This window comes from Agrobacterium sp. 16-172Ci (assembly GCF_053522725.1).
Genome location: NZ_JBNWBW010000017.1, coordinates 43,140 through 64,507, shown reverse-complemented (window position 1 = coordinate 64,507; position 21,368 = coordinate 43,140). Strand labels below are relative to the sequence as shown.

Genomic DNA, 21,368 nt, shown 5'->3' with positions numbered 1-21,368 from the left:
CTTTCACAATTAAGTCTTGCGCATTCGCTTACAAAGCCTTAAACGGCGACACCAAACCGGTACGCCGGGGAAACTACTTCACGTTCACAGGAAGCAATTCACATGGCAAAGAGCAAGTTTGAGCGCAATAAGCCGCACGTCAACATTGGCACGATCGGTCACGTTGACCATGGCAAGACGTCGCTGACGGCAGCGATCACGAAGTTCTTCGGCGAATTCAAGGCGTATGACCAGATCGACGCCGCGCCTGAAGAAAAGGCCCGTGGTATCACGATTTCGACGGCGCACGTTGAATACGAAACGCCTGCCCGTCACTACGCGCACGTCGACTGCCCCGGCCACGCCGACTACGTGAAGAACATGATCACCGGTGCTGCCCAGATGGACGGCGCGATCCTGGTTTGCTCGGCTGCTGACGGCCCGATGCCGCAGACCCGCGAGCACATCCTGCTTGCCCGTCAGGTTGGCGTTCCGGCGATCGTCGTGTTCCTCAACAAGGTCGACCAGGTTGACGACGCCGAGCTTCTCGAGCTCGTTGAGCTTGAAGTTCGCGAACTTCTGTCGTCCTACGACTTCCCGGGCGACGATATCCCGATCATCAAGGGTTCGGCCCTTGCTGCTCTTGAAGACTCGGACAAGAAGATCGGCGAAGACGCGATCCGCGAGCTGATGGCTGCGGTTGACGCCTACATCCCGACGCCTGAGCGTCCGATCGACCAGCCGTTCCTGATGCCGATCGAAGACGTGTTCTCGATCTCCGGCCGTGGTACGGTTGTGACGGGTCGCGTTGAGCGCGGTATCGTCAAGGTTGGCGAAGAAGTCGAAATCGTCGGCATTCGTCCGACCTCGAAGACGACGGTTACCGGCGTTGAAATGTTCCGCAAGCTGCTCGACCAGGGCCAGGCCGGCGACAACATCGGTGCACTGGTTCGCGGTGTTAACCGTGACGGCGTCGAGCGTGGTCAGATCCTGTGCAAGCCGGGTTCTGTCAAGCCGCACAAGAAGTTCAAGGCTGAAGCCTACATCCTGACGAAGGAAGAAGGCGGCCGTCATACGCCGTTCTTCACGAACTACCGTCCGCAGTTCTACTTCCGCACGACGGACGTAACGGGCATCGTTACGCTTCCGGAAGGCACGGAAATGGTTATGCCTGGCGACAACGTGACCGTTGACGTCGAGCTGATCGTTCCGATCGCGATGGAAGAAAAGCTGCGCTTCGCTATCCGCGAAGGCGGCCGTACCGTCGGCGCAGGCATCGTCGCTTCGATCGTCGAGTAATTTCAAACCCGCAAGGGATTGAAGAAAACCCCGCTGGAAACGGCGGGGTTTTTTATTGCCTGAAAGGGCTCAGCAGTCGATGCGGACGATGTCGCCATCCTTGAGGTGGAAGAATGCGTCCTGTGGCACATCGAGGCGCAATGCTTCCTCCTTTGGAAGGTTCGCATAGACGCCGCGCAACAGGCGGCTGGTGATGCCGTGGCAGATGACGATCGCATCGCGCGCCTGTCTCTGCTGAATGGTCTCCAGGCTGCGGGCCACCCGGCTTGTCATTCTTTCGAATGTCTCACCGCCGGGCGCGTGGAAGAACCACTCGTATCGATCCAGCCCATCGCGCATGCCGGGATATTCATAATCGATCTCGTAATCCGTCATGCCGTCCCATACCCCCAAGCCGATCTCCATCAGGCCAGGATCGAGGGTGATGCCGTCGATCATGCCGATTTCGCCTGCGACGATTTCGCAGGTCTGCCTCGCCCTGCCGAGCGGGCTGGAGAAAATATGGACTTCATCGGTTTCGATCAGCGCGGCGAGCCTGCGGCCCATGCGCATCGCCTGTTGCCGCCCCAGTTCCGTCAAAGGCGAATCGACCTGACCCTGCCAGCGGCGAACGGCGTTGAATTCGGTCTGGCCGTGACGGACGAGATAGATGCTCATGGGCGTTCCTGTGAAATGCGGGGAAGATCAGCGAATTGAACGATGTACCCCGTGGGAGGGGCATGCCGGGGTATTTTGCCAGACAATGTGAAAAAACAAAAAACACACTTGCCATTCTTTTCCCTGCACCTTAAAGGAGCGCATACCGAATTGGCCAAGCGATTTCGCGGCTGGTTCAGGTGATCAAGGGGTATAGCTCAGTTGGTAGAGCGGCGGTCTCCAAAACCGCAGGTCGGGGGTTCGAGCCCCTCTGCCCCTGCCACTTTCCATTCGCAAGCGCGGGTCCTCGCTGCATGGCAGATGGGTGCCGGATTTCCGGCGAATTTCGCGGAATGTCGATTTCCTCTTGTTAAAAAGGGAATCGGTGTTTATGTAGGGTCAAAACAGACACGCGGTGCGTGGGGCTGATCAGTATCGGCTTTACGCGCCGTAATTGCGTGGGCAGTCAATGGCATCCAAAACCAATCCGTTTACGTTTCTGCAGCAGGTTCGCGCCGAAGCGTCAAAAATCACTTGGCCGTCGCGCCGCGAGACCATGATTTCGACGGCTATGGTGCTGGTGATGGTCATTTTTGCGGCTCTGTTCTTCTTTGCTGCGGATCAGCTCATCGGCTGGCTGCTCAGCCTGGTGCTGAACGTAGGCCGGTAACGGCGCGGTCAAAGGCCCGGTGGAAGGATCGAACGGAGAATAAAAATGGCAGCGCGCTGGTATATCGTTCACGCATATTCGAATTTTGAAAAGAAGGTCGCCGAGTCGATCGAGGAAAAGGCCCGTCAGAAGGGTCTGGATCATCTTTTCGAGAAAATCCTCGTGCCGACCGAAAAGGTGGTTGAGGTGCGTCGTGGCCGCAAGGTCGACAGCGAGCGCAAGTTTTTTCCAGGTTACGTGCTGGTGCGCGCCAACCTGACGGATGAGGCCTATCACCTCATCAAGAACACGCCGAAGGTTACCGGTTTCCTCGGTTCGGACAGCAAGCCTGTTCCGATTCCCGATTATGAAGCCGAGCGTATCCTCGGTCAGGTTCAGGAAGGTGTCGAGCGTCCGAAGTCTTCGGTTTCGTTCGAGATCGGCGAGCAGGTTCGCGTTTCCGACGGTCCGTTCGCGTCGTTTAACGGCGTGGTTCAGGATGTCGACGAAGAGCGTTCGCGCCTGAAGGTGGAAGTGTCGATTTTCGGCCGCGCTACGCCGGTCGAGCTGGAATACAATCAGGTCGAGAAGGTCTGATTGGCGGGGCGAAGCCCCAAGCGCGTGGAAGGCTAACTGGCTCTTTAAGCCGGGGCAGGGCGCCGCACCACGCAACCGCAGCCGCCGGAGCAATCCGGCTTAAGAGAAGCCGGGTAACCGGTTTGAATTGAAAGGCAGAGAGATATGGCTAAGAAAGTTGCAGGCCAGCTCAAGTTGCAGGTAAAGGCCGGGGCGGCCAATCCGTCCCCGCCGATCGGTCCGGCACTTGGTCAGCGTGGCATTAACATCATGGAATTCTGCAAGGCGTTCAATGCCGCCACGCAGGAAATGGAAAAGGGTATGCCGATCCCGGTCGTCATCACCTATTACCAGGACAAGTCCTTCACTTTCGTCATGAAGCAGCCGCCGATGACCTACTGGCTGAAGAAGGAAGCGAAGATTACCTCCGGTTCCAAGACGCCTGGCAAGGGCGCCAAGGTCGGCTCCATCACCAAGGCTCAGGTCAAGACGATCGCTGAAGCCAAGATGAAGGATCTGAACGCAGCCGACATCGAAGGCGCAATGGCAATGGTTGAGGGCTCCGCCCGCGCCATGGGCCTGGAAGTGGTAGGTTGATCATGGCCAAGGTAGCAAAGCGCATTCAGAAGATCCGCGAAGGCGTGGATCCGAACAAGCTCTACGTCCTCACCGACGCCATTTCGATGGTCAAGGAACGTGCAGTTGCCAAGTTCGACGAAACCGTTGAAGTTTCGATGAACCTCGGCGTTGACCCGCGCCATGCGGACCAGATGGTTCGTGGCGTTGTCAACCTGCCGAACGGCACCGGCCGTGACGTTCGCGTCGCCGTCTTCGCCCGTGGCGCCAAGGCTGATGAAGCCACGGCTGCCGGTGCTGACGTTGTTGGTGCAGAAGAACTGGTTGAAATCGTTCAGGGCGGCAAGATCGACTTCGATCGTTGCATCGCGACCCCGGACATGATGCCGCTCGTCGGCCGTCTCGGCAAGGTACTCGGCCCGCGTGGCATGATGCCGAACCCGAAGGTCGGTACGGTGACGATGGATGTTGCCGGCGCCGTCAAGGCGTCCAAGGGCGGCGCTGTCGAGTTCCGCGTCGAAAAGGCCGGTATCGTACACGCTGGCGTTGGCAAGGCTTCGTTCGACGCCAAGGCTCTTGAAGAAAACATCAAGGCTTTCGCCGATGCCGTCATCAAGGCAAAGCCGACCGGTGCCAAGGGCAACTACGTCAAGCGCGTCGCGATTTCCTCGACCATGGGTCCGGGCGTCAAGATCGACCCTTCGTCGGTTACGGCTTAATCAATTCTCGCGCTTCCCGAGGGAAGTGTGAATAAAAGAATTTCCGGCTCCCAGGAGCCGGAGATTTCCGGGGAAACCCGGAACTCCTGTCCGAGATTGCGGGTGGCCATGTCTTTCGGGACCTGGCCTTAATCATTCAACCTGCATGAGACGGGTGAGGCTGGATTTGAGGCATCGAAACGATGCCTGACTGTCCGGTTCGAACCTGGTGTGCCTGTGCCTGAAGCCGTTTGCGGCGACAGAGCGGGGGACAGGATCCTCGAGCGTCGCTCGGGATCTTTGTAAAAAGGTCCCTTGGGGCAAAGGCAAACCCGACGGGTTCACATGTTGTGTTCCCGTCTACTGGAGACAGACAGTGGAAAGAGCGGAAAAACGCGAATTCGTCACGGAGCTGAACGAAGTCTTCAAGGCTTCCGGTTCGGTTGTCGTGGCCCACTATGCTGGTGTCACCGTTGCGCAGATGAACGACTTCCGTTCGAAGATGCGCGCTGCCGGAGGCACCGTCAAGGTCGCGAAGAACCGCCTGGCCAAGATCGCTCTTCAGGGCACGGAGTCGGAAGGGATGACAGATCTCTTCAAGGGCCAGACGCTGATTGCATACAGCGTCGACCCGATGATCGCTCCGAAAGTCGTCATGGATTTCGCCAAGACCAACGACAAGGTCGTTGTTCTCGGTGGCGCCATGGGTGCAACCACGCTCAACGCCGAAGCAGTCAAGTCGCTTGCGACCCTGCCTTCGCTGGACGAGCTGCGCGCAAAGCTGCTGGGCCTTCTCAATGCCCCGGCAACTCGCGTCGCTACGGTTGTCGCCGCACCTGCAAGCCAGCTGGCACGGGTGTTCTCGGCTTACGCCAAGAAGGACGAAGCCGCTTAAGGCGGTTTTTCGCTGTAAATATTCAAACTGGTTCGAACTGAACAAAAGGAACTATCAAAATGGCTGATCTCGCAAAGATCGTAGAAGACCTCTCCTCGCTGACCGTTCTGGAAGCTGCAGAACTGTCCAAGCTTCTCGAAGAAAAGTGGGGCGTTTCCGCTGCTGCTCCGGTAGCCGTTGCTGCTGCTGGCGGCGCTGCTGCTGCTGCTGCTCCGGAAGAAGAAAAGACCGAGTTCGACGTTATCCTGGTTGACGCTGGCGCCAACAAGATCAACGTCATCAAGGAAGTTCGCGGCATCACCGGCCTCGGCCTCAAGGAAGCCAAGGACCTCGTTGAAGGCGCTCCGAAGCCGGTCAAGGAAGCCGTTTCCAAGGCTGAAGCTGCTGATCTCAAGAAGAAGCTTGAGGACGCAGGCGCCAAGGTTGACGTTAAGTAATCTTGCGATTGCTGGCGGGAAGGGGCTTCATGCCCCTTTCCGTCGTCATCGTTTTTAAAACTCATTACCCAAAAGCCGCGTGAAAATGGCTTTTGGGTAATGGGTTCTTCAAGAGAATGGTTCCGAACCGGCTCATCTAGGCAATCCGGCCTGATCGATCCGGGATGTGGAACGAGATTGATGATACCCATTGCTTGACGGGATCGACTGGCCATCGGTTCCCGTCCGTTGCAGGCCCGGATGCAATTTTAAAGGAGCGACGATGGCTCAGACCCTTTCGTTTAACGGTCGCAGGCGCGTACGCAAGTTTTTCGGTAAAATTCCAGAAGTAGCGGAAATGCCGAACCTCATCGAGGTTCAGAAGGCTTCGTACGACCAGTTTCTCATGGTTGACGAGCCCAAGGGTGGCCGTCCCGACGAGGGATTGAATGCGGTATTCAAGTCCGTATTCCCGATCACCGATTTTTCCGGCGCCTCCATGCTTGAATTCGTGTCCTACGAATTCGAAGCGCCGAAGTTCGACGTCGAGGAATGCCGTCAGCGCGATCTGACCTATGCTGCGCCGCTGAAAGTGACGCTGCGCCTCATCGTGTTCGATATCGATGAAGATACCGGCGCGAAGTCCATCAAGGACATCAAGGAACAGTCCGTCTACATGGGCGACATGCCGCTCATGACCAATAACGGTACGTTCATCGTCAACGGCACCGAGCGCGTCATCGTTTCGCAGATGCACCGTTCGCCGGGCGTGTTCTTCGATCACGACAAGGGCAAGAGCCATTCTTCCGGCAAGCTGCTCTTCGCTGCCCGCGTCATCCCGTATCGCGGTTCCTGGCTCGACATCGAGTTTGACGCCAAGGACATCGTCTATGCGCGTATCGACCGTCGCCGCAAGATCCCCGTGACCTCGCTGCTGATGGCGCTTGGCATGGATGGCGAAGACATTCTGTCGACCTTCTACACCAAGGCTTCCTATGAGCGCGACGGCGACGGCTGGCGCATTCCGTTCCAGCCCGAGACGCTGAAGAACGCCAAGGTCATCACCGACATGATCGACGCCGATACCGGCGAAGTCGTGGTTGAAGGTGGCAAGAAGCTGACCCCGCGCCTGATCCGTCAGCTGACGGAGAAGGGCCTGAAGGCGCTGAAGGCGACCGACGAAGACCTCTACGGCAACTATCTGGCCGAAGACATCGTCAACTACGAGACGGGTGAAATCTATCTCGAAGCCGGCGACGAAATCGACGAGAAGACCCTCGGCCTCATCCTGCAGTCCGGCTTCGACGAGATTCCGGTCCTCAACATCGACCACGTCAATGTTGGCGCCTATATCCGCAACACGCTGTCTGCCGACAAGAACGAGAACCGTCAGGAAGCCCTGTTCGACATCTACCGCGTCATGCGTCCGGGTGAGCCGCCGACCATGGAATCGGCGGAAGCGATGTTCAACTCGCTGTTCTTCGACGCAGAGCGTTACGATCTGTCGGCCGTTGGCCGCGTCAAGATGAACATGCGCCTCGACCTCGATGCGGAAGACACCGTGCGCACGCTGCGCAAGGAAGACATCCTCGCCGTCGTCAAGATGCTGGTCGAACTGCGCGACGGCAAGGGCGAAATCGACGACATCGACAACCTCGGCAACCGCCGTGTCCGTTCTGTCGGCGAGCTGATGGAAAACCAGTATCGTCTGGGCCTTCTGCGCATGGAACGTGCGATCAAGGAACGTATGTCCTCGATCGAAATCGACACCGTGATGCCGCAGGACCTGATCAACGCGAAGCCGGCAGCCGCCGCCGTTCGCGAATTCTTCGGTTCCTCGCAGCTGTCGCAGTTCATGGACCAGGTGAACCCGCTTTCGGAAATCACCCACAAGCGCCGTCTTTCGGCTCTTGGGCCGGGTGGTCTGACCCGCGAGCGCGCCGGCTTCGAAGTCCGCGACGTTCACCCGACCCATTACGGCCGTATTTGCCCGATCGAGACGCCGGAAGGCCCGAACATCGGTCTGATCAACTCGCTTGCAACCTTCGCCCGCGTCAACAAGTACGGCTTCATCGAAAGCCCGTACCGCAAGATCGTCGACGGCAAGGTGACCAACGACGTGATCTACCTCTCCGCCATGGAAGAGGCCAAGTATTACGTCGCGCAGGCCAACGCGCCGCTCAATGAAGACGGTTCGTTCTCGGAAGAGTTCGTCGTCTGCCGTCACTCGGGCGAAGTTATGCTCGCACCGCGCGACAACATCAACCTGATGGACGTTTCGCCGAAGCAGCTCGTTTCGGTCGCAGCGGCTCTCATTCCGTTCCTGGAAAACGACGACGCCAACCGCGCTCTCATGGGCTCGAACATGCAGCGTCAGGCCGTTCCGCTTCTGCGCGCCGAGGCACCGTTCGTCGGTACCGGCATGGAGCCGATCGTTGCCCGTGACTCCGGCGCTGCCATTGCAGCCCGTCGTGGCGGTGTGGTCGATCAGGTGGATGCGACCCGTATCGTTATCCGCGCCACGGAAGACCTCGATGCCGGCAAGTCCGGTGTTGATATCTACCGTCTGCAGAAGTTCCAGCGTTCGAACCAGAACACCTGCGTCAATCAGCGCCCGCTGGTTTCCGTCGGCGACAACATCTCCAAGGGCGATATCATCGCGGACGGTCCGTCGACCGACCTCGGCGATCTGGCTCTCGGCCGCAACGCGCTCGTCGCGTTCATGCCCTGGAACGGCTACAACTACGAAGACTCGATCCTGATGTCGGAGCGTATCGTTTCCGACGACGTGTTCACCTCCATCCACATCGAAGAATTCGAAGTGATGGCGCGCGACACGAAGCTTGGTCCGGAAGAAATCACGCGCGACATTCCGAACGTTTCGGAAGAAGCGCTGAAGAACCTCGACGAAGCCGGTATCGTTTACATCGGTGCGGAAGTTCAGCCGGGCGACATCCTCGTCGGCAAGATCACGCCGAAGGGCGAAAGCCCGATGACGCCGGAAGAAAAGCTTCTGCGCGCCATCTTCGGTGAAAAGGCTTCCGACGTTCGCGACACCTCCATGCGCATGCCTCCGGGCACGTTCGGTACGGTCGTGGAAGTTCGCGTCTTCAACCGTCACGGTGTGGAGAAGGACGAGCGCGCGATGGCTATCGAGCGCGAAGAGATCGAGCGTCTGGCGAAGGACCGCGACGACGAGCAGGCGATCCTCGACCGTAACGTCTACGGCCGTCTGATCGACATGCTGCGTGGCCACGTTTCCATTGCCGGTCCGAAGGGCTTCAAGAAGGGCGTCGAGCTTTCCAACGCCGTCGTTTCCGAATATCCCCGCTCGCAGTGGTGGATGTTCGCGGTCGAAGACGAAAAGGCTCAGTCCGAGCTGGAAGCGCTTCGTGGCCAGTACGACGAATCCAAGTCGCGCCTTGAACAGCGCTTCATGGACAAGGTTGAAAAGGTCCAGCGCGGCGACGAAATGCCTCCGGGCGTCATGAAGATGGTCAAGGTCTTCGTTGCCGTTAAGCGCAAGATCCAGCCGGGCGACAAGATGGCCGGCCGTCACGGTAACAAGGGCGTCGTCTCGCGTATCGTCCCGGTCGAGGACATGCCGTTCCTCGAAGACGGCACGCATGTCGACATCTGCTTGAACCCGCTCGGCGTGCCTTCGCGCATGAACGTCGGCCAGATCCTCGAAACCCACCTCGCATGGGCATGCGCAGGCATGGGCAAGAAGATCGGCGAGATGCTCGAAGAGTATCGCAAGACGATGGACATCAGCGAGCTTCGCAGCGAGTTGACGGAAATCTACGCGTCTGAAGCCAATGACGAGGTTCAGCGTTTCGATGACGACTCGCTGGTCAAGCTTGCCGAAGAAGCCAAGCGCGGTGTTTCCATCGCGACCCCGGTTTTCGACGGTGCGCATGAGCCTGACGTTGCCGCGATGCTGAAGAAGGCAGGTCTGCATGAATCCGGTCAGTCCGTCCTTTACGACGGTCGTACCGGTGAGCCGTTCGACCGCAAGGTCACCGTCGGCTACATGTACATGATCAAGCTGAACCACCTTGTCGACGACAAGATCCATGCTCGCTCGATCGGTCCTTACTCGCTCGTTACCCAGCAGCCGCTGGGCGGCAAGGCGCAGTTCGGCGGACAGCGCTTCGGGGAAATGGAAGTCTGGGCTCTGGAAGCATACGGTGCGGCTTACACGCTGCAGGAAATGCTCACCGTCAAGTCGGACGACGTGGCGGGCCGCACCAAGGTTTACGAAGCGATCGTCCGTGGCGATGACACCTTCGAAGCCGGTATTCCGGAGAGCTTCAACGTTCTCGTCAAGGAAATGCGGTCGCTCGGTCTTTCGGTCGAACTGGAAAACTCGAAGATCGAGAACCAGCCCGAAGACCAACTGCCCGACGCGGCGGAATAAGACGATAGAGGCGGGCGCCTTCAAGGGCGCCTGCCGGTTTCCCGAACGGTATTGGCCGGTTCGGGACACTTTCGCCGCATTATGCGGTTAATCCGTATTTAAAGCTCTGGACGGTGACCCGGGAAGAAGCCGGTCCAGATGCAAACAGGGGCAGCAGCTAGCCTCTCAAGGAGACAAGGCATGAACCAAGAGGTCATGAATCTTTTCAATCCTCAGGTGCCTGCGCAGCATTTCGATTCCATCCGGATTTCGATCGCTTCGCCGGAAAAAATCCTGTCGTGGTCCTACGGCGAGATCAAGAAGCCGGAAACCATCAACTACCGTACGTTCAAGCCGGAACGCGACGGTCTCTTCTGCGCGCGCATCTTCGGACCGATCAAGGACTATGAGTGCCTGTGCGGCAAGTACAAGCGCATGAAGTACAAGGGCATCATCTGCGAAAAGTGCGGCGTCGAAGTCACGCTGTCGCGCGTTCGCCGTGAGCGCATGGGCCATATCGAGCTCGCAGCGCCGGTTGCCCATATCTGGTTCCTGAAGTCGCTTCCCTCGCGTATCTCGACCCTGCTCGACATGACGCTGAAGGATGTCGAACGCGTTCTCTATTTCGAGAACTACATCGTCACCGAACCGGGCCTCACTTCGCTGAAGCAGAACCAGCTTCTGTCCGAAGAAGAGTACATGATCGCCGTCGACGAGTTCGGCGAAGACCAGTTCACCGCCATGATCGGCGCTGAAGCCATCTATGAGATGCTGGCTTCGATGAACCTAGAAAAGATCGCCGGCGACCTGCGCGTCGAGCTTGCTGAAACGACTTCTGATCTGAAGCAGAAGAAGCTGATGAAGCGCCTGAAGATCGTAGAGAACTTCATGGAAAGCGGCAATCGTCCGGAATGGATGATCATGAAGGTCGTTCCGGTCATTCCGCCGGACCTGCGCCCGCTGGTTCCGCTGGATGGCGGCCGTTTCGCGACGTCCGACCTCAACGATCTCTATCGCCGCGTCATCAACCGTAACAACCGTCTGAAGCGCCTGATCGAGCTTCGTGCGCCGGGTATCATCATCCGCAACGAAAAGCGCATGTTGCAGGAATCCGTCGATGCGCTGTTCGACAACGGCCGTCGCGGCCGTGTCATCACGGGTGCCAACAAGCGCCCGCTGAAGTCGCTCTCCGACATGCTCAAGGGCAAGCAGGGCCGCTTCCGCCAGAACCTTCTCGGCAAGCGCGTCGACTATTCCGGTCGTTCGGTTATTGTGACCGGTCCGGAGCTCAAGCTGCACCAGTGCGGCCTGCCGAAGAAGATGGCGCTCGAACTGTTCAAGCCGTTCATCTATGCCCGCCTCGACGCCAAGGGTTATTCCTCGACCGTCAAGCAGGCCAAGAAGCTGGTTGAAAAGGAAAAGCCGGAAGTCTGGGATATCCTCGACGAGGTCATCCGCGAACATCCGGTTCTTCTGAACCGCGCACCGACGCTGCACCGTCTGGGTATCCAGGCTTTCGAACCCATGCTGGTCGAAGGCAAGGCCATCCAGCTGCACCCGCTCGTCTGCACGGCCTTCAACGCCGACTTCGACGGTGACCAGATGGCTGTTCACGTTCCGCTTTCGCTGGAAGCCCAGTTGGAAGCGCGCGTGCTGATGATGTCGACCAACAACATCCTGCATCCGGCAAACGGCCACCCGATCATCGTTCCTTCGCAGGACATGGTTCTCGGCCTGTACTACCTGTCGATCATGAACCAGAACGAGCCGGGCGAAGGCATGGCCTTCTCCGACATCGGTGAGCTGCATCACGCGCTTGAAAACAAGGTCGTGACGCTGCATGCCAAGATCCGCGGCCGCTTCAAGACCGTGGATGCCGATGGCAAACCGGTTTCGAAGATTCATGAGACTACCCCCGGCCGTATGCTGATTGGCGAACTTCTGCCGAAGAACGTCAACGTGCCTTTCGACGTCTGCAACCAGGAAATGACCAAGAAGAACATCTCCAAGATGATCGACACGGTCTACCGTCATTGCGGCCAGAAAGACACGGTCATCTTCTGCGACCGCATCATGCAGCTCGGCTTTGCCCATGCCTGCCGCGCCGGCATTTCGTTCGGCAAGGACGACATGGTCATTCCGGACAGCAAGGTGAAGATCGTCGGCGACACCGAAGCTCTCGTGAAGGAATACGAACAGCAGTATAATGATGGTCTCATCACCCAGGGCGAAAAGTACAACAAGGTTGTCGACGCCTGGGGCAAGGCTACCGAAAAGGTCGCCGAAGAGATGATGGCACGCATCAAGGCTGTCGAGTTCGATCCGGAAACGGGCCGCCAGAAGCCGATGAACTCCATCTACATGATGTCGCACTCGGGTGCTCGTGGTTCTCCGAACCAGATGCGTCAGCTGGGCGGCATGCGCGGCCTGATGGCGAAGCCGTCGGGTGAAATCATCGAGACGCCGATCATCTCGAACTTCAAGGAAGGCCTGACCGTTAACGAGTACTTCAACTCGACCCACGGTGCCCGTAAGGGTCTCGCAGACACCGCCCTGAAGACGGCGAACTCGGGTTACCTGACCCGTCGTCTCGTCGACGTCGCGCAGGATTGCATCGTCAACTCCAAGGATTGCGGCACCGACAAGGGCCTCACCATGACCGCCATTGTCGATGCCGGTCAGGTCGTTGCCTCGCTCGGCGCACGTATCCTCGGCCGTACGGCTCTGGACGACATCGATCATCCGGTTTCCGGCGAGAACATCGTCAAGGCCGGCACGCTGATCGACGAAGCCGACGTGGCTGCAATCGAGAAGGCCGGTATCCAGTCCGTCCGCATCCGTTCGGCTCTGACCTGCGAAGTGCAGATCGGCGTCTGCGGCGTGTGCTACGGTCGTGACCTTGCACGCGGTACGCCTGTCAACATGGGCGAAGCCGTCGGCGTCATCGCCGCACAGTCCATCGGTGAACCGGGCACGCAGCTTACCATGCGTACCTTCCACCTTGGCGGTACGGCGAACGTGGTCGACCAGTCGTTCCTCGAAGCCTCTTACGAGGGCACGATTGCGATCAAGAACCGCAACATCCTGCGCAACTCCGAAGGCGCACTCATCGCGATGGGCCGTAACATGGCTGTCACCATTCTCGATGAGCGTGGCCAGGAGCGGTCTTCGCAGCGCGTTGCCTATGGTTCGAAGATCTTCGTTGACGATGGCGACAAGGTTAAGCGCGGTCAGCGTCTTGCAGAGTGGGACCCCTACACCCGTCCGATGATGACGGAAGTGGAAGGTACCGTTCACTTCGAGGACCTCGTCGACGGCCTCTCCGTTCTGGAAGCCACCGACGAATCCACCGGCATCACCAAGCGTCAGGTTATCGACTGGCGTTCGACGCCGCGCGGTTCGGACCTCAAGCCTGCGATCGTCATCAAGGACGCTTCCGGTGCGGTTGCGAAGCTTGCCCGTGGTGGCGAAGCCCGCTTCCAGCTCTCGGTCGACGCCATCCTGTCGGTCGAGCCGGGTGCGAAGGTCTCCCAGGGTGACGTGCTTGCACGTTCGCCGCTGGAAAGCGCCAAGACGAAGGACATCACCGGCGGTCTGCCGCGCGTTGCCGAACTGTTCGAAGCCCGTCGTCCGAAGGACCACGCCATCATCGCAGAGATCGATGGTACGATCCGGCTGGGCCGCGACTACAAGAACAAGCGTCGCGTGATGATCGAGCCTGCGGAAGACGGCGTCGAGCCGGTCGAATACCTGATCCCGAAGGGCAAGCCCTTCCACCTTCAGGAAGGCGACTATATCGAAAAGGGTGAATACATCCTCGACGGTAACCCGGCACCACACGACATTCTGGCGATCAAGGGCGTGGAGGCTCTGGCTTCCTACCTCGTGAACGAAATCCAGGAAGTCTACCGTCTGCAGGGCGTTGTGATCAACGACAAGCACATCGAGGTGATCGTTCGCCAGATGCTGCAGAAGGTTGAAATCACCGATGCCGGCGATAGCCAGTACATCGTTGGTGACAACGTCGATCGCATCGAGCTTGACGACAACAACGACCGCCTGATCGAAGAAGGCAAGAAGCCTGCCTATGGCGAGCCGGTTCTGCTCGGCATCACCAAGGCTTCGCTGCAGACGCCGTCCTTCATCTCGGCTGCATCCTTCCAGGAAACCACCAAGGTTCTCACGGAAGCTGCGATTGCCGGCAAGACGGACACGCTGCAGGGCCTCAAGGAAAACGTCATCGTCGGCCGCCTCATCCCGGCCGGTACCGGCGGCACCATGACGCAGATCCGCCGCATCGCCACCTCGCGCGACGACCTCATTCTTGAGGAACGCCGCAAGGGCACCGGTGCAGGTTCTGCGAACCAGATGCTGCAGGACATGACGGACCAGGCTCCGGCCGCCGAATAAGGCGGGAAGGGCAGGGGCTTTGCGAAGCCCCGCCAAAGTTCAGAACAAAACGCCCGGAGCAATCCGGGCGTTTTTTTGTTTGAGCAGAATTTGGAAGCTTCTAGCCCTTTGCCAGTCAACCTGGAAATCCATCCGCGCAAATGGGTTAGGCCTGTCCGCGGATGTTATAGCGAGTGAGAACGGAAAGCCGGCGAACGAGGTCGGCCTTGCCGGTGCTGCCGGTCTTCGCGTAGATAGACTTGGCGTTGCTGCGCACGGTTTCGTGCGAAACTTTCAGCTGCTTCGCCACCGCCGGAAGCGAAAGCCCCTTCATGATTTCCAGCGCTACCCGCGCTTCGCCCCTGGTCAGATCGTAGAGACCCTTGAGCAATGTGTTTGCATCGGCAATTATGCCCGTCGGCTGCGATACGAGCGCGATGGCGTTGCCGTGGGGTGAGAAATCAAGTGCGCTCTTGCGCAGCGGTATGAGGTGGAGAATGCAGGCGCCGTCTTCGCTGGCGGGAAGAGGGAAGGAACCGGCGTCTTGCCCAGAGAGTGCCTTGTAAAGCAGCCGGTTCACTCTCTCATCGGCAATGGTGATCCTGTCGCGCGTGCGGGCGGAGAAGCATTTCTGTAATGACAGGAACAGATCGTTGGCCGAAAGGATGTGGCCGCTCGTCTGCAGCACTGCGGCCGGCGCGCCAATGGCGTTGAGACCAAGTGTCATCGCATCAGCCTTCTGACGCTGCAGCTGTGTTGCGAGGGTGAGGCTACGGGCGATATGCGGCCTCAGTCCGCCGAGTGCTGCCATGGTCTCAGGCGTGATAGTGCCGGCGTCGAGCCTGCGTTCAAACAGCACTGTCATCTCCGGATGGCCGGGTGGAGCGACCTGTGTCGCCGCGCCGTATCCCAAACCGCGGGGCATAAGAAAGTCACGAACGATCGGCAGCTCGGCCCATTCCTCATGATTGAAGACGTCCAAATCCTGCGCGAAGGAGAATTGGCCTTCCCGGGCGATGCGGCTGAGGCGATCATTGCGGTGGTTCCAGCCGCCCGCCGCGAAGTCCTTCATCAACTCGTGGAAGCTCGGCGTGTGAAGCCACACCTGGTCTTCTCCCTTGCCCCAGGTAATCGCGCCGCCCCAGAAATTGAGATGACGGCAGATAGCTACCAGAACCTGCATCCAGCGGTCGGGAAAAAGCGCCGCTTCATAAATGTCATCGATAATGTCTGCCGACGATATAGTATCCAACCCGCCACCGAAAATTTGCGTCGGAACTATTTTAAGCTGATGTCGGCTGGATATTCAATGTATAAAGAATTAATACTACTGTATTTAAAGTATATAATCTATGAGTGACTTAATATATTGATGAGTTTGCCGAAAGGGTCGCGCACGAACAGGCGTCGTACACCCCACGCCTCGACTACGGGGCCGTATTCGATCGGTAGCTTGGCGGTCAGGATTCGGGCGTGGACCTCGTCGAAATCATCGACCTCGATGGAGAGGTCGGGCACATCCGTGCCGGAGCCACCTTCGCGCGCAAAACTCACCTGAGCCCGCGCTTCGAGCGGGCTGGCATGGGTGACGATCCAGCCATGATCCATGGCGGCGGGCATGCCGAGAATGTCACCGTAGAACGCCTGAGCCCGCGCGGGTTCCGGCGTTGCTATATTGGCGACGACACGTCTGACCGCCATGGCTTGAACCTCAGGCGAAGCGGATGATGGCGACTTCGCCTTCGAGTGCGCCCTGATAGGCGGAGGCGTGCGGCTCTTCGTCCGGGATGTCGGTCAGCATGCCAATCTGGTCGAGATCGGCTTCGATGAAACCTTCCTCGGAAAGCGCGTTCAGCGTTTCGCGCACGGCGGTGTCGTCGTCCGGCGCCCGCAGGATGACGTGGATGTCGATGCCCTCGGAATTGTCGGTCTCATAGGCCTTGCCGATGACGATGAAGACCATCGGCTCGTCGCGTCCGTTGTCGTTGTCGGGGAGGGTGCTCATGACGCGGTTCCTTGATCTGTCGTTGCTGTGACGCGGGCCGAGGGAATCGGTCCCGCCCGTGGCGGAGCCGCTCCGGCCCGCCATTGGGAATCAATAGACGGATTTTATGAAAAGCCAAAGCGTGGAGGTCAAAATCGCTGCCTTCTGCGCCGACTTATGTTAAAGCGGGTTGGAAATGGCCCGGACGTGGGCTTTGCGGCCATGGGTGGCGGCGCAAAATGTGGATTCACCCTTGACGAAAGCTGGCTAAAACAGTAGTACGCCCGCCATCGGAGCCTCTGTGGGTGCTGGCCGTTCGGTAACCTTTTTCCCGAACATCATCTCAAACGGGTCTCCATTGCACGTAGAAGACACGAATGTTGCACGCAAGACGCCTCATCCGGTGTCCTCTGCTCTTGGTGGTCCATCCGTGAAAACGGATCGGGCCACGTTTTGCGCATGAGGATATATGCGTGCATCGTCGCCGGCAACGGCATAGCCGCCACCCGTGAGGGTGGCTAAAGTAGTTTTTGCAAGGGATGGTTATATGCCTACCGTAAACCAGCTGATCCGCAAGCCTCGCCAGGCACAGGTAAAGCGCAACAAGGTTCCTGCTCTTCAGGAAAACCCGCAGAAGCGTGGTGTTTGCACCCGCGTTTACACGACGACCCCGAAGAAGCCGAACTCGGCTCTGCGTAAGGTTGCCAAGATCCGCCTCACCAACGGCTTCGAAGTCATCGGCTACATTCCGGGCGAAGGTCACAACCTTCAGGAACACTCCGTGGTCATGATCCGCGGCGGCCGCGTAAAGGACTTGCCGGGCGTGCGTTACCACATCATCCGCGGTGTTCTCGATACCCAGGGCGTCAAGAACCGCAAGCAGCGCCGCTCCAAGTACGGTGCGAAGCGTCCGAAGTAATTCGGGTTTAAACAAATTCCGGCGCTGCGCGAGGTTCTCCGCGTGGTTTAGCGTCAATAACATTGAGAGACAAAGAATATGTCCCGTCGCCATAGTGCAGAAAAGCGTGAGATCAACCCGGACCCGAAGTTCGGCGATCTGGTCGTCACCAAGTTCATGAACGCCATCATGCTTCACGGCAAGAAGTCGGTCGCAGAAAGCATCGTTTACGGCGCGTTCGACGTCGTTCAGGGCAAGACGAAGCAGGAGCCGCTCGGCGTGTTCCACTCCGCCCTCGACAACGTTGCTCCGCACGTTGAAGTGCGTTCGCGCCGCGTTGGTGGTGCCACGTATCAGGTTCCCGTCGACGTTCGCCCCGAGCGCCGTCAGGCCCTTGCTATCCGCTGGCTGATCACGGCTGCCCGCAAGCGCAACGAAACGACCATGGTCGATCGCCTTTCCGGCGAACTCATGGACGCTGCGAACAACCGCGGTTCCGCTGTCAAGAAGCGCGAAGACACGCACAAGATGGCCGACGCCAACCGCGCATTCTCGCATTACCGCTGGTAATCTTAACCGGTCGCATATCGAAAGGCAGTCCATTATGGCTCGCGAATATAAAATCGAAGACTACCGCAATTTCGGTATCATGGCGCATATCGACGCCGGCAAGACGACGACCACCGAGCGTATCCTTTATTACACCGGTAAGTCGCACAAGATCGGCGAAGTTCACGATGGCGCTGCCACGATGGACTGGATGGAACAGGAGCAGGAGCGTGGTATCACCATCACCTCCGCTGCCACCACGACCTTCTGGAAGGGTCGCGACGGCAAGATGCGCCGCTTCAACATCATCGACACCCCCGGCCACGTTGACTTCACCATTGAAGTCGAGCGTTCGCTGCGCGTTCTCGACGGCGCCATCGCGCTGCTCGACGCCAACGCCGGTGTTGAGCCGCAGACGGAAACCGTCTGGCGCCAGGCTGAGAAGTATCATGTTCCGCGCATGATCTTCTGCAACAAGATGGACAAGACCGGTGCTGACTTCTACCGCTCGGTAGAAATGATCAAGACCCGTCTCGGCGCCATCGCCGTTGTCATGCAGCTGCCGATCGGCGCTGAGGCCGAGTTCAAGGGCGTTATCGACCTGATCGAGATGAACGCACTCATCTGGCGCGACGAATCGCTCGGCGCTCAGTGGGACGTCGTCGAAATCCCGGAAGACATGAAGGCCAAGGCTGACGAATATCGCGAAAAGCTGATCGAGACCGTTGTCGAGATTGACGAAGAAGCGATGGAAGACTACCTGAACGGCATCATGCCCGACAACGACAAGATCCGTGCGCTCGTTCGCCGCGGCACCATCGACGTGAAGTTCCACCCGATGTTCTGCGGTACCGCGTTCAAGAACAAGGGCGTTCAGCCGCTTCTCGACGCTGTTGTCGACTACCTGCCTTCTCCGCTGGACATTCCGGCGATCAAGGGTATCGACTTCAAGACCGAAGCCGAAATCGAGCGTCATGCCGACGACAGCGAGCCGCTTTCCATGCTCGCGTTCAAGATCATGAACGACCCCTTCGTCGGTTCGCTGACCTTCGCACGTATCTACTCGGGCAAGCTCGAAAAGGGTACGTCCGTCATCAACACGGTCAAGGACAAGCGCGAGCGCGTCGGCCGTATGCTGCAGATGCACTCCAACAGCCGTGAAGACATCGAAGAAGCCTTTGCCGGCGACATCGTTGCTCTGGCTGGTCTCAAGGAAACCACCACTGGCGATACGCTCTGCGATCCGCTGAAGCCGGTTATCCTCGAGCGCATGGAATTCCCCGAGCCGGTCATCCAGATCGCGATCGAGCCGAAGACCAAGGGCGACCAGGAAAAGATGGGCCTCGCGCTCAACCGTCTGGCTGCTGAAGATCCTTCGTTCCGCGTCAAGACGGATGAAGAATCCGGTCAGACGATCATCGCGGGCATGGGCGAACTTCACCTCGACATTCTCGTTGACCGTATGCGTCGCGAGTTCAAGGTTGAAGCAACCGTCGGCGCTCCGCAGGTTGCCTACCGTGAAACCATCACGCGTCAGCACGAAGAAGACTACACGCACAAGAAGCAGTCCGGTGGTACCGGTCAGTTCGCTCGCGTGAAGATCATCTTTGAACCGAACCCCGAAGGCGAAGACTTCAAGTTCGAGTCGAAGATCGTCGGTGGTGCTGTTCCGAAGGAATACATCCCGGGCGTTCAGAAGGGTATCGAAAGCGTTCTGTCTTCCGGTCCGCTCGCTGGCTTCCCGATGCTCGGCGTCAAGGCGACGCTGGTCGACGGTGCATTCCACGATGTTGACTCGTCGGTTCTCGCCTTCGAAATCGCATCGCGTGCATGCTTCCGTGAAGCAGCCAAGAAGGCTGGCGCACAGCTTCTCGAGCCGATGATGAAGGTCGAAGTCGTAACGCCGGAAGACTATGTCGGTGACGTTATCGGCGACCTGAACTCCCGTCGTGGTCAGATCCAGGGCCAGGAAAGCCGTGGTATCGCCGTCGTCATCAACGCGCATGTTCCGCTCGCGAACATGTTCAAGTACGTCGACAACCTGCGCTCCATGTCGCAGGGCCGTGCACAGTACTCGATGACGTTCGACCACTATTCGCCGGTTCCGTCGAACGTGGCGCAGGAAATCCAGGCTAAGTACTCCGGTCAGAAGTGATCGGGGTACGCCCCGCCGAATTTTGAAGATTATTCCCGTCAAGGGACAAGAATGGAGAGCCACTAATGGCAAAGAGCAAGTTTGAGCGCAATAAGCCGCACGTCAACATTGGCACGATCGGTCACGTTGACCATGGCAAGACGTCGCTGACGGCAGCGATCACGAAGTTCTTCGGCGAATTCAAGGCGTATGACCAGATCGACGCCGCGCCTGAAGAAAAGGCCCGTGGTATCACGATTTCGACGGCGCACGTTGAATACGAAACGCCTGCCCGTCACTACGCGCACGTCGACTGCCCCGGCCACGCCGACTACGTGAAGAACATGATCACCGGTGCTGCCCAGATGGACGGCGCGATCCTGGTTTGCTCGGCTGCTGACGGCCCGATGCCGCAGACCCGCGAGCACATCCTGCTTGCCCGTCAGGTTGGCGTTCCGGCGATCGTCGTGTTCCTCAACAAGGTCGACCAGGTTGACGACGCCGAGCTTCTCGAGCTCGTTGAGCTTGAAGTTCGCGAACTTCTGTCGTCCTACGACTTCCCGGGCGACGATATCCCGATCATCAAGGGTTCGGCCCTTGCTGCTCTTGAAGACTCGGACAAGAAGATCGGCGAAGACGCGATCCGCGAGCTGATGGCTGCGGTTGACGCCTACATCCCGACGCCTGAGCGTCCGATCGACCAGCCGTTCCTGATGCCGATCGAAGACGTGTTCTCGATCTCCGGCCGTGGTACGGTTGTGACGGGTCGCGTTGAGCGCGGTATCGTCAAGGTTGGCGAAGAAGTCGAAATCGTCGGCATTCGTCCGACCTCGAAGACGACGGTTACCGGCGTTGAAATGTTCCGCAAGCTGCTCGACCAGGGCCAGGCCGGCGACAACATCGGTGCACTGGTTCGCGGTGTTAACCGTGACGGCGTCGAGCGTGGTCAGATCCTGTGCAAGCCGGGTTCTGTCAAGCCGCACAAGAAGTTCAAGGCTGAAGCCTACATCCTGACGAAGGAAGAAGGCGGCCGTCATACGCCGTTCTTCACGAACTACCGTCCGCAGTTCTACTTCCGCACGACGGACGTAACGGGCATCGTTACGCTTCCGGAAGGCACGGAAATGGTTATGCCTGGCGACAACGTGACCGTTGACGTCGAGCTGATCGTTCCGATCGCGATGGAAGAAAAGCTGCGCTTCGCTATCCGCGAAGGCGGCCGTACCGTCGGCGCAGGCATCGTCGCTTCGATCGTCGAGTAATTTCGACCTTTGAAATTCTGACTGGCGGC

General features: G+C 58.6%; 17 protein-coding genes and 1 tRNA gene. 14 read left to right on the top strand and 4 right to left on the bottom strand.

What is annotated here, in order from left to right:
* Positions 1-102: 102 nt before the first annotated feature.
* A complete protein-coding gene (gene tuf, locus ACQZ40_RS15975; protein ID WP_003525183.1) occupies positions 103-1,278 on the top strand; it encodes an elongation factor Tu in 1,176 nt (391 codons plus the stop codon).
* A 69-nt stretch (positions 1,279-1,347) separates the two neighbouring features.
* Here tuf (ACQZ40_RS15975) and ACQZ40_RS15970 read toward each other — a convergent pair whose 3' ends face one another.
* Entirely contained in the window at positions 1,348-1,935 is a 588-nt protein-coding gene (locus ACQZ40_RS15970) for a histidine phosphatase family protein (RefSeq protein ID WP_174036175.1), read from the bottom strand.
* A gap of 186 nt (positions 1,936-2,121) precedes the next feature.
* On the opposite strand from ACQZ40_RS15970, the gene ACQZ40_RS15965 reads away from it, so the two are divergent.
* The 9 genes from ACQZ40_RS15965 to rpoC all read left to right on the top strand — a co-directional run bounded on the left by ACQZ40_RS15965 (position 2,122) and on the right by rpoC (position 14,533).
* Positions 2,122-2,197 (top strand) — tRNA-Trp (locus ACQZ40_RS15965).
* Positions 2,198-2,383: 186 nt separating this feature from the next.
* Complete coding sequence (gene secE, locus ACQZ40_RS15960) at positions 2,384-2,584, top strand: preprotein translocase subunit SecE (protein WP_003523719.1); 201 nt, start codon at positions 2,384-2,386, stop codon at positions 2,582-2,584.
* 45 nt (positions 2,585-2,629) lie between these two features.
* Positions 2,630-3,160 (top strand): transcription termination/antitermination protein NusG, encoded by a 531-nt coding sequence (gene nusG / locus ACQZ40_RS15955; RefSeq protein ID WP_003523721.1) that lies wholly within the window; start codon positions 2,630-2,632, stop codon positions 3,158-3,160.
* A gap of 144 nt (positions 3,161-3,304) precedes the next feature.
* Complete coding sequence (gene rplK, locus ACQZ40_RS15950; RefSeq protein ID WP_003523723.1) at positions 3,305-3,736, top strand: 50S ribosomal protein L11; 432 nt, start codon at positions 3,305-3,307, stop codon at positions 3,734-3,736.
* Between the two features lie 2 nt (positions 3,737-3,738).
* Positions 3,739-4,434 carry a 50S ribosomal protein L1 gene (rplA, locus tag ACQZ40_RS15945; protein WP_003523724.1) on the top strand — a complete coding sequence of 232 codons (696 nt, stop codon included), beginning with the start codon at positions 3,739-3,741 and terminating at the stop codon, positions 4,432-4,434.
* 355 nt (positions 4,435-4,789) lie between these two features.
* Complete coding sequence (gene rplJ / locus ACQZ40_RS15940) at positions 4,790-5,308, top strand: 50S ribosomal protein L10 (RefSeq protein ID WP_003523725.1); 519 nt, start codon at positions 4,790-4,792, stop codon at positions 5,306-5,308.
* Between the two features lie 59 nt (positions 5,309-5,367).
* The gene (gene rplL / locus ACQZ40_RS15935; protein WP_004442635.1) at positions 5,368-5,745 is read left to right on the top strand and encodes a 50S ribosomal protein L7/L12; all 378 of its coding nucleotides are present in this window, start codon (positions 5,368-5,370) and stop codon (positions 5,743-5,745) included.
* A gap of 262 nt (positions 5,746-6,007) precedes the next feature.
* Entirely contained in the window at positions 6,008-10,144 is a 4,137-nt protein-coding gene (gene rpoB / locus ACQZ40_RS15930; protein WP_003523727.1) for a DNA-directed RNA polymerase subunit beta, read from the top strand.
* A gap of 180 nt (positions 10,145-10,324) precedes the next feature.
* Positions 10,325-14,533 carry a DNA-directed RNA polymerase subunit beta' gene (rpoC, locus tag ACQZ40_RS15925; RefSeq protein WP_065655887.1) on the top strand — a complete coding sequence of 1,403 codons (4,209 nt, stop codon included), beginning with the start codon at positions 10,325-10,327 and terminating at the stop codon, positions 14,531-14,533.
* A gap of 145 nt (positions 14,534-14,678) precedes the next feature.
* Here rpoC and ACQZ40_RS15920 read toward each other — a convergent pair whose 3' ends face one another.
* The 3 genes from ACQZ40_RS15920 to ACQZ40_RS15910 form a co-directional block, all read right to left on the bottom strand.
* Entirely contained in the window at positions 14,679-15,764 is a 1,086-nt protein-coding gene (locus ACQZ40_RS15920; protein WP_448748267.1) for a helix-turn-helix transcriptional regulator, read from the bottom strand.
* Between the two features lie 98 nt (positions 15,765-15,862).
* Positions 15,863-16,213, bottom strand: coding sequence for a VOC family protein (locus ACQZ40_RS15915; protein ID WP_065655889.1), 351 nt, complete (start codon positions 16,211-16,213; stop codon positions 15,863-15,865).
* A gap of 10 nt (positions 16,214-16,223) precedes the next feature.
* On the bottom strand, positions 16,224-16,517 hold the full coding sequence (locus ACQZ40_RS15910; protein WP_065655890.1) for a transcriptional regulator: 294 nt from the start codon (positions 16,515-16,517) through the stop codon (positions 16,224-16,226).
* Between the two features lie 526 nt (positions 16,518-17,043).
* On the opposite strand from ACQZ40_RS15910, the gene rpsL reads away from it, so the two are divergent.
* The 4 genes from rpsL (at position 17,044) to tuf (ACQZ40_RS15890) (ending at position 21,339) form a co-directional block, all read left to right on the top strand.
* Positions 17,044-17,415, top strand: coding sequence for a 30S ribosomal protein S12 (gene rpsL, locus ACQZ40_RS15905; RefSeq protein ID WP_003507760.1), 372 nt, complete (start codon positions 17,044-17,046; stop codon positions 17,413-17,415).
* 78 nt (positions 17,416-17,493) lie between these two features.
* On the top strand, positions 17,494-17,964 hold the full coding sequence (gene rpsG / locus ACQZ40_RS15900; protein WP_003507761.1) for a 30S ribosomal protein S7: 471 nt from the start codon (positions 17,494-17,496) through the stop codon (positions 17,962-17,964).
* Between the two features lie 34 nt (positions 17,965-17,998).
* Complete coding sequence (gene fusA, locus ACQZ40_RS15895; protein WP_065655891.1) at positions 17,999-20,098, top strand: elongation factor G; 2,100 nt, start codon at positions 17,999-18,001, stop codon at positions 20,096-20,098.
* 65 nt (positions 20,099-20,163) lie between these two features.
* Positions 20,164-21,339, top strand: coding sequence for an elongation factor Tu (gene tuf, locus ACQZ40_RS15890; RefSeq protein WP_003525183.1), 1,176 nt, complete (start codon positions 20,164-20,166; stop codon positions 21,337-21,339).
* The last annotated feature ends 29 nt before the right edge of the window (positions 21,340-21,368 follow it).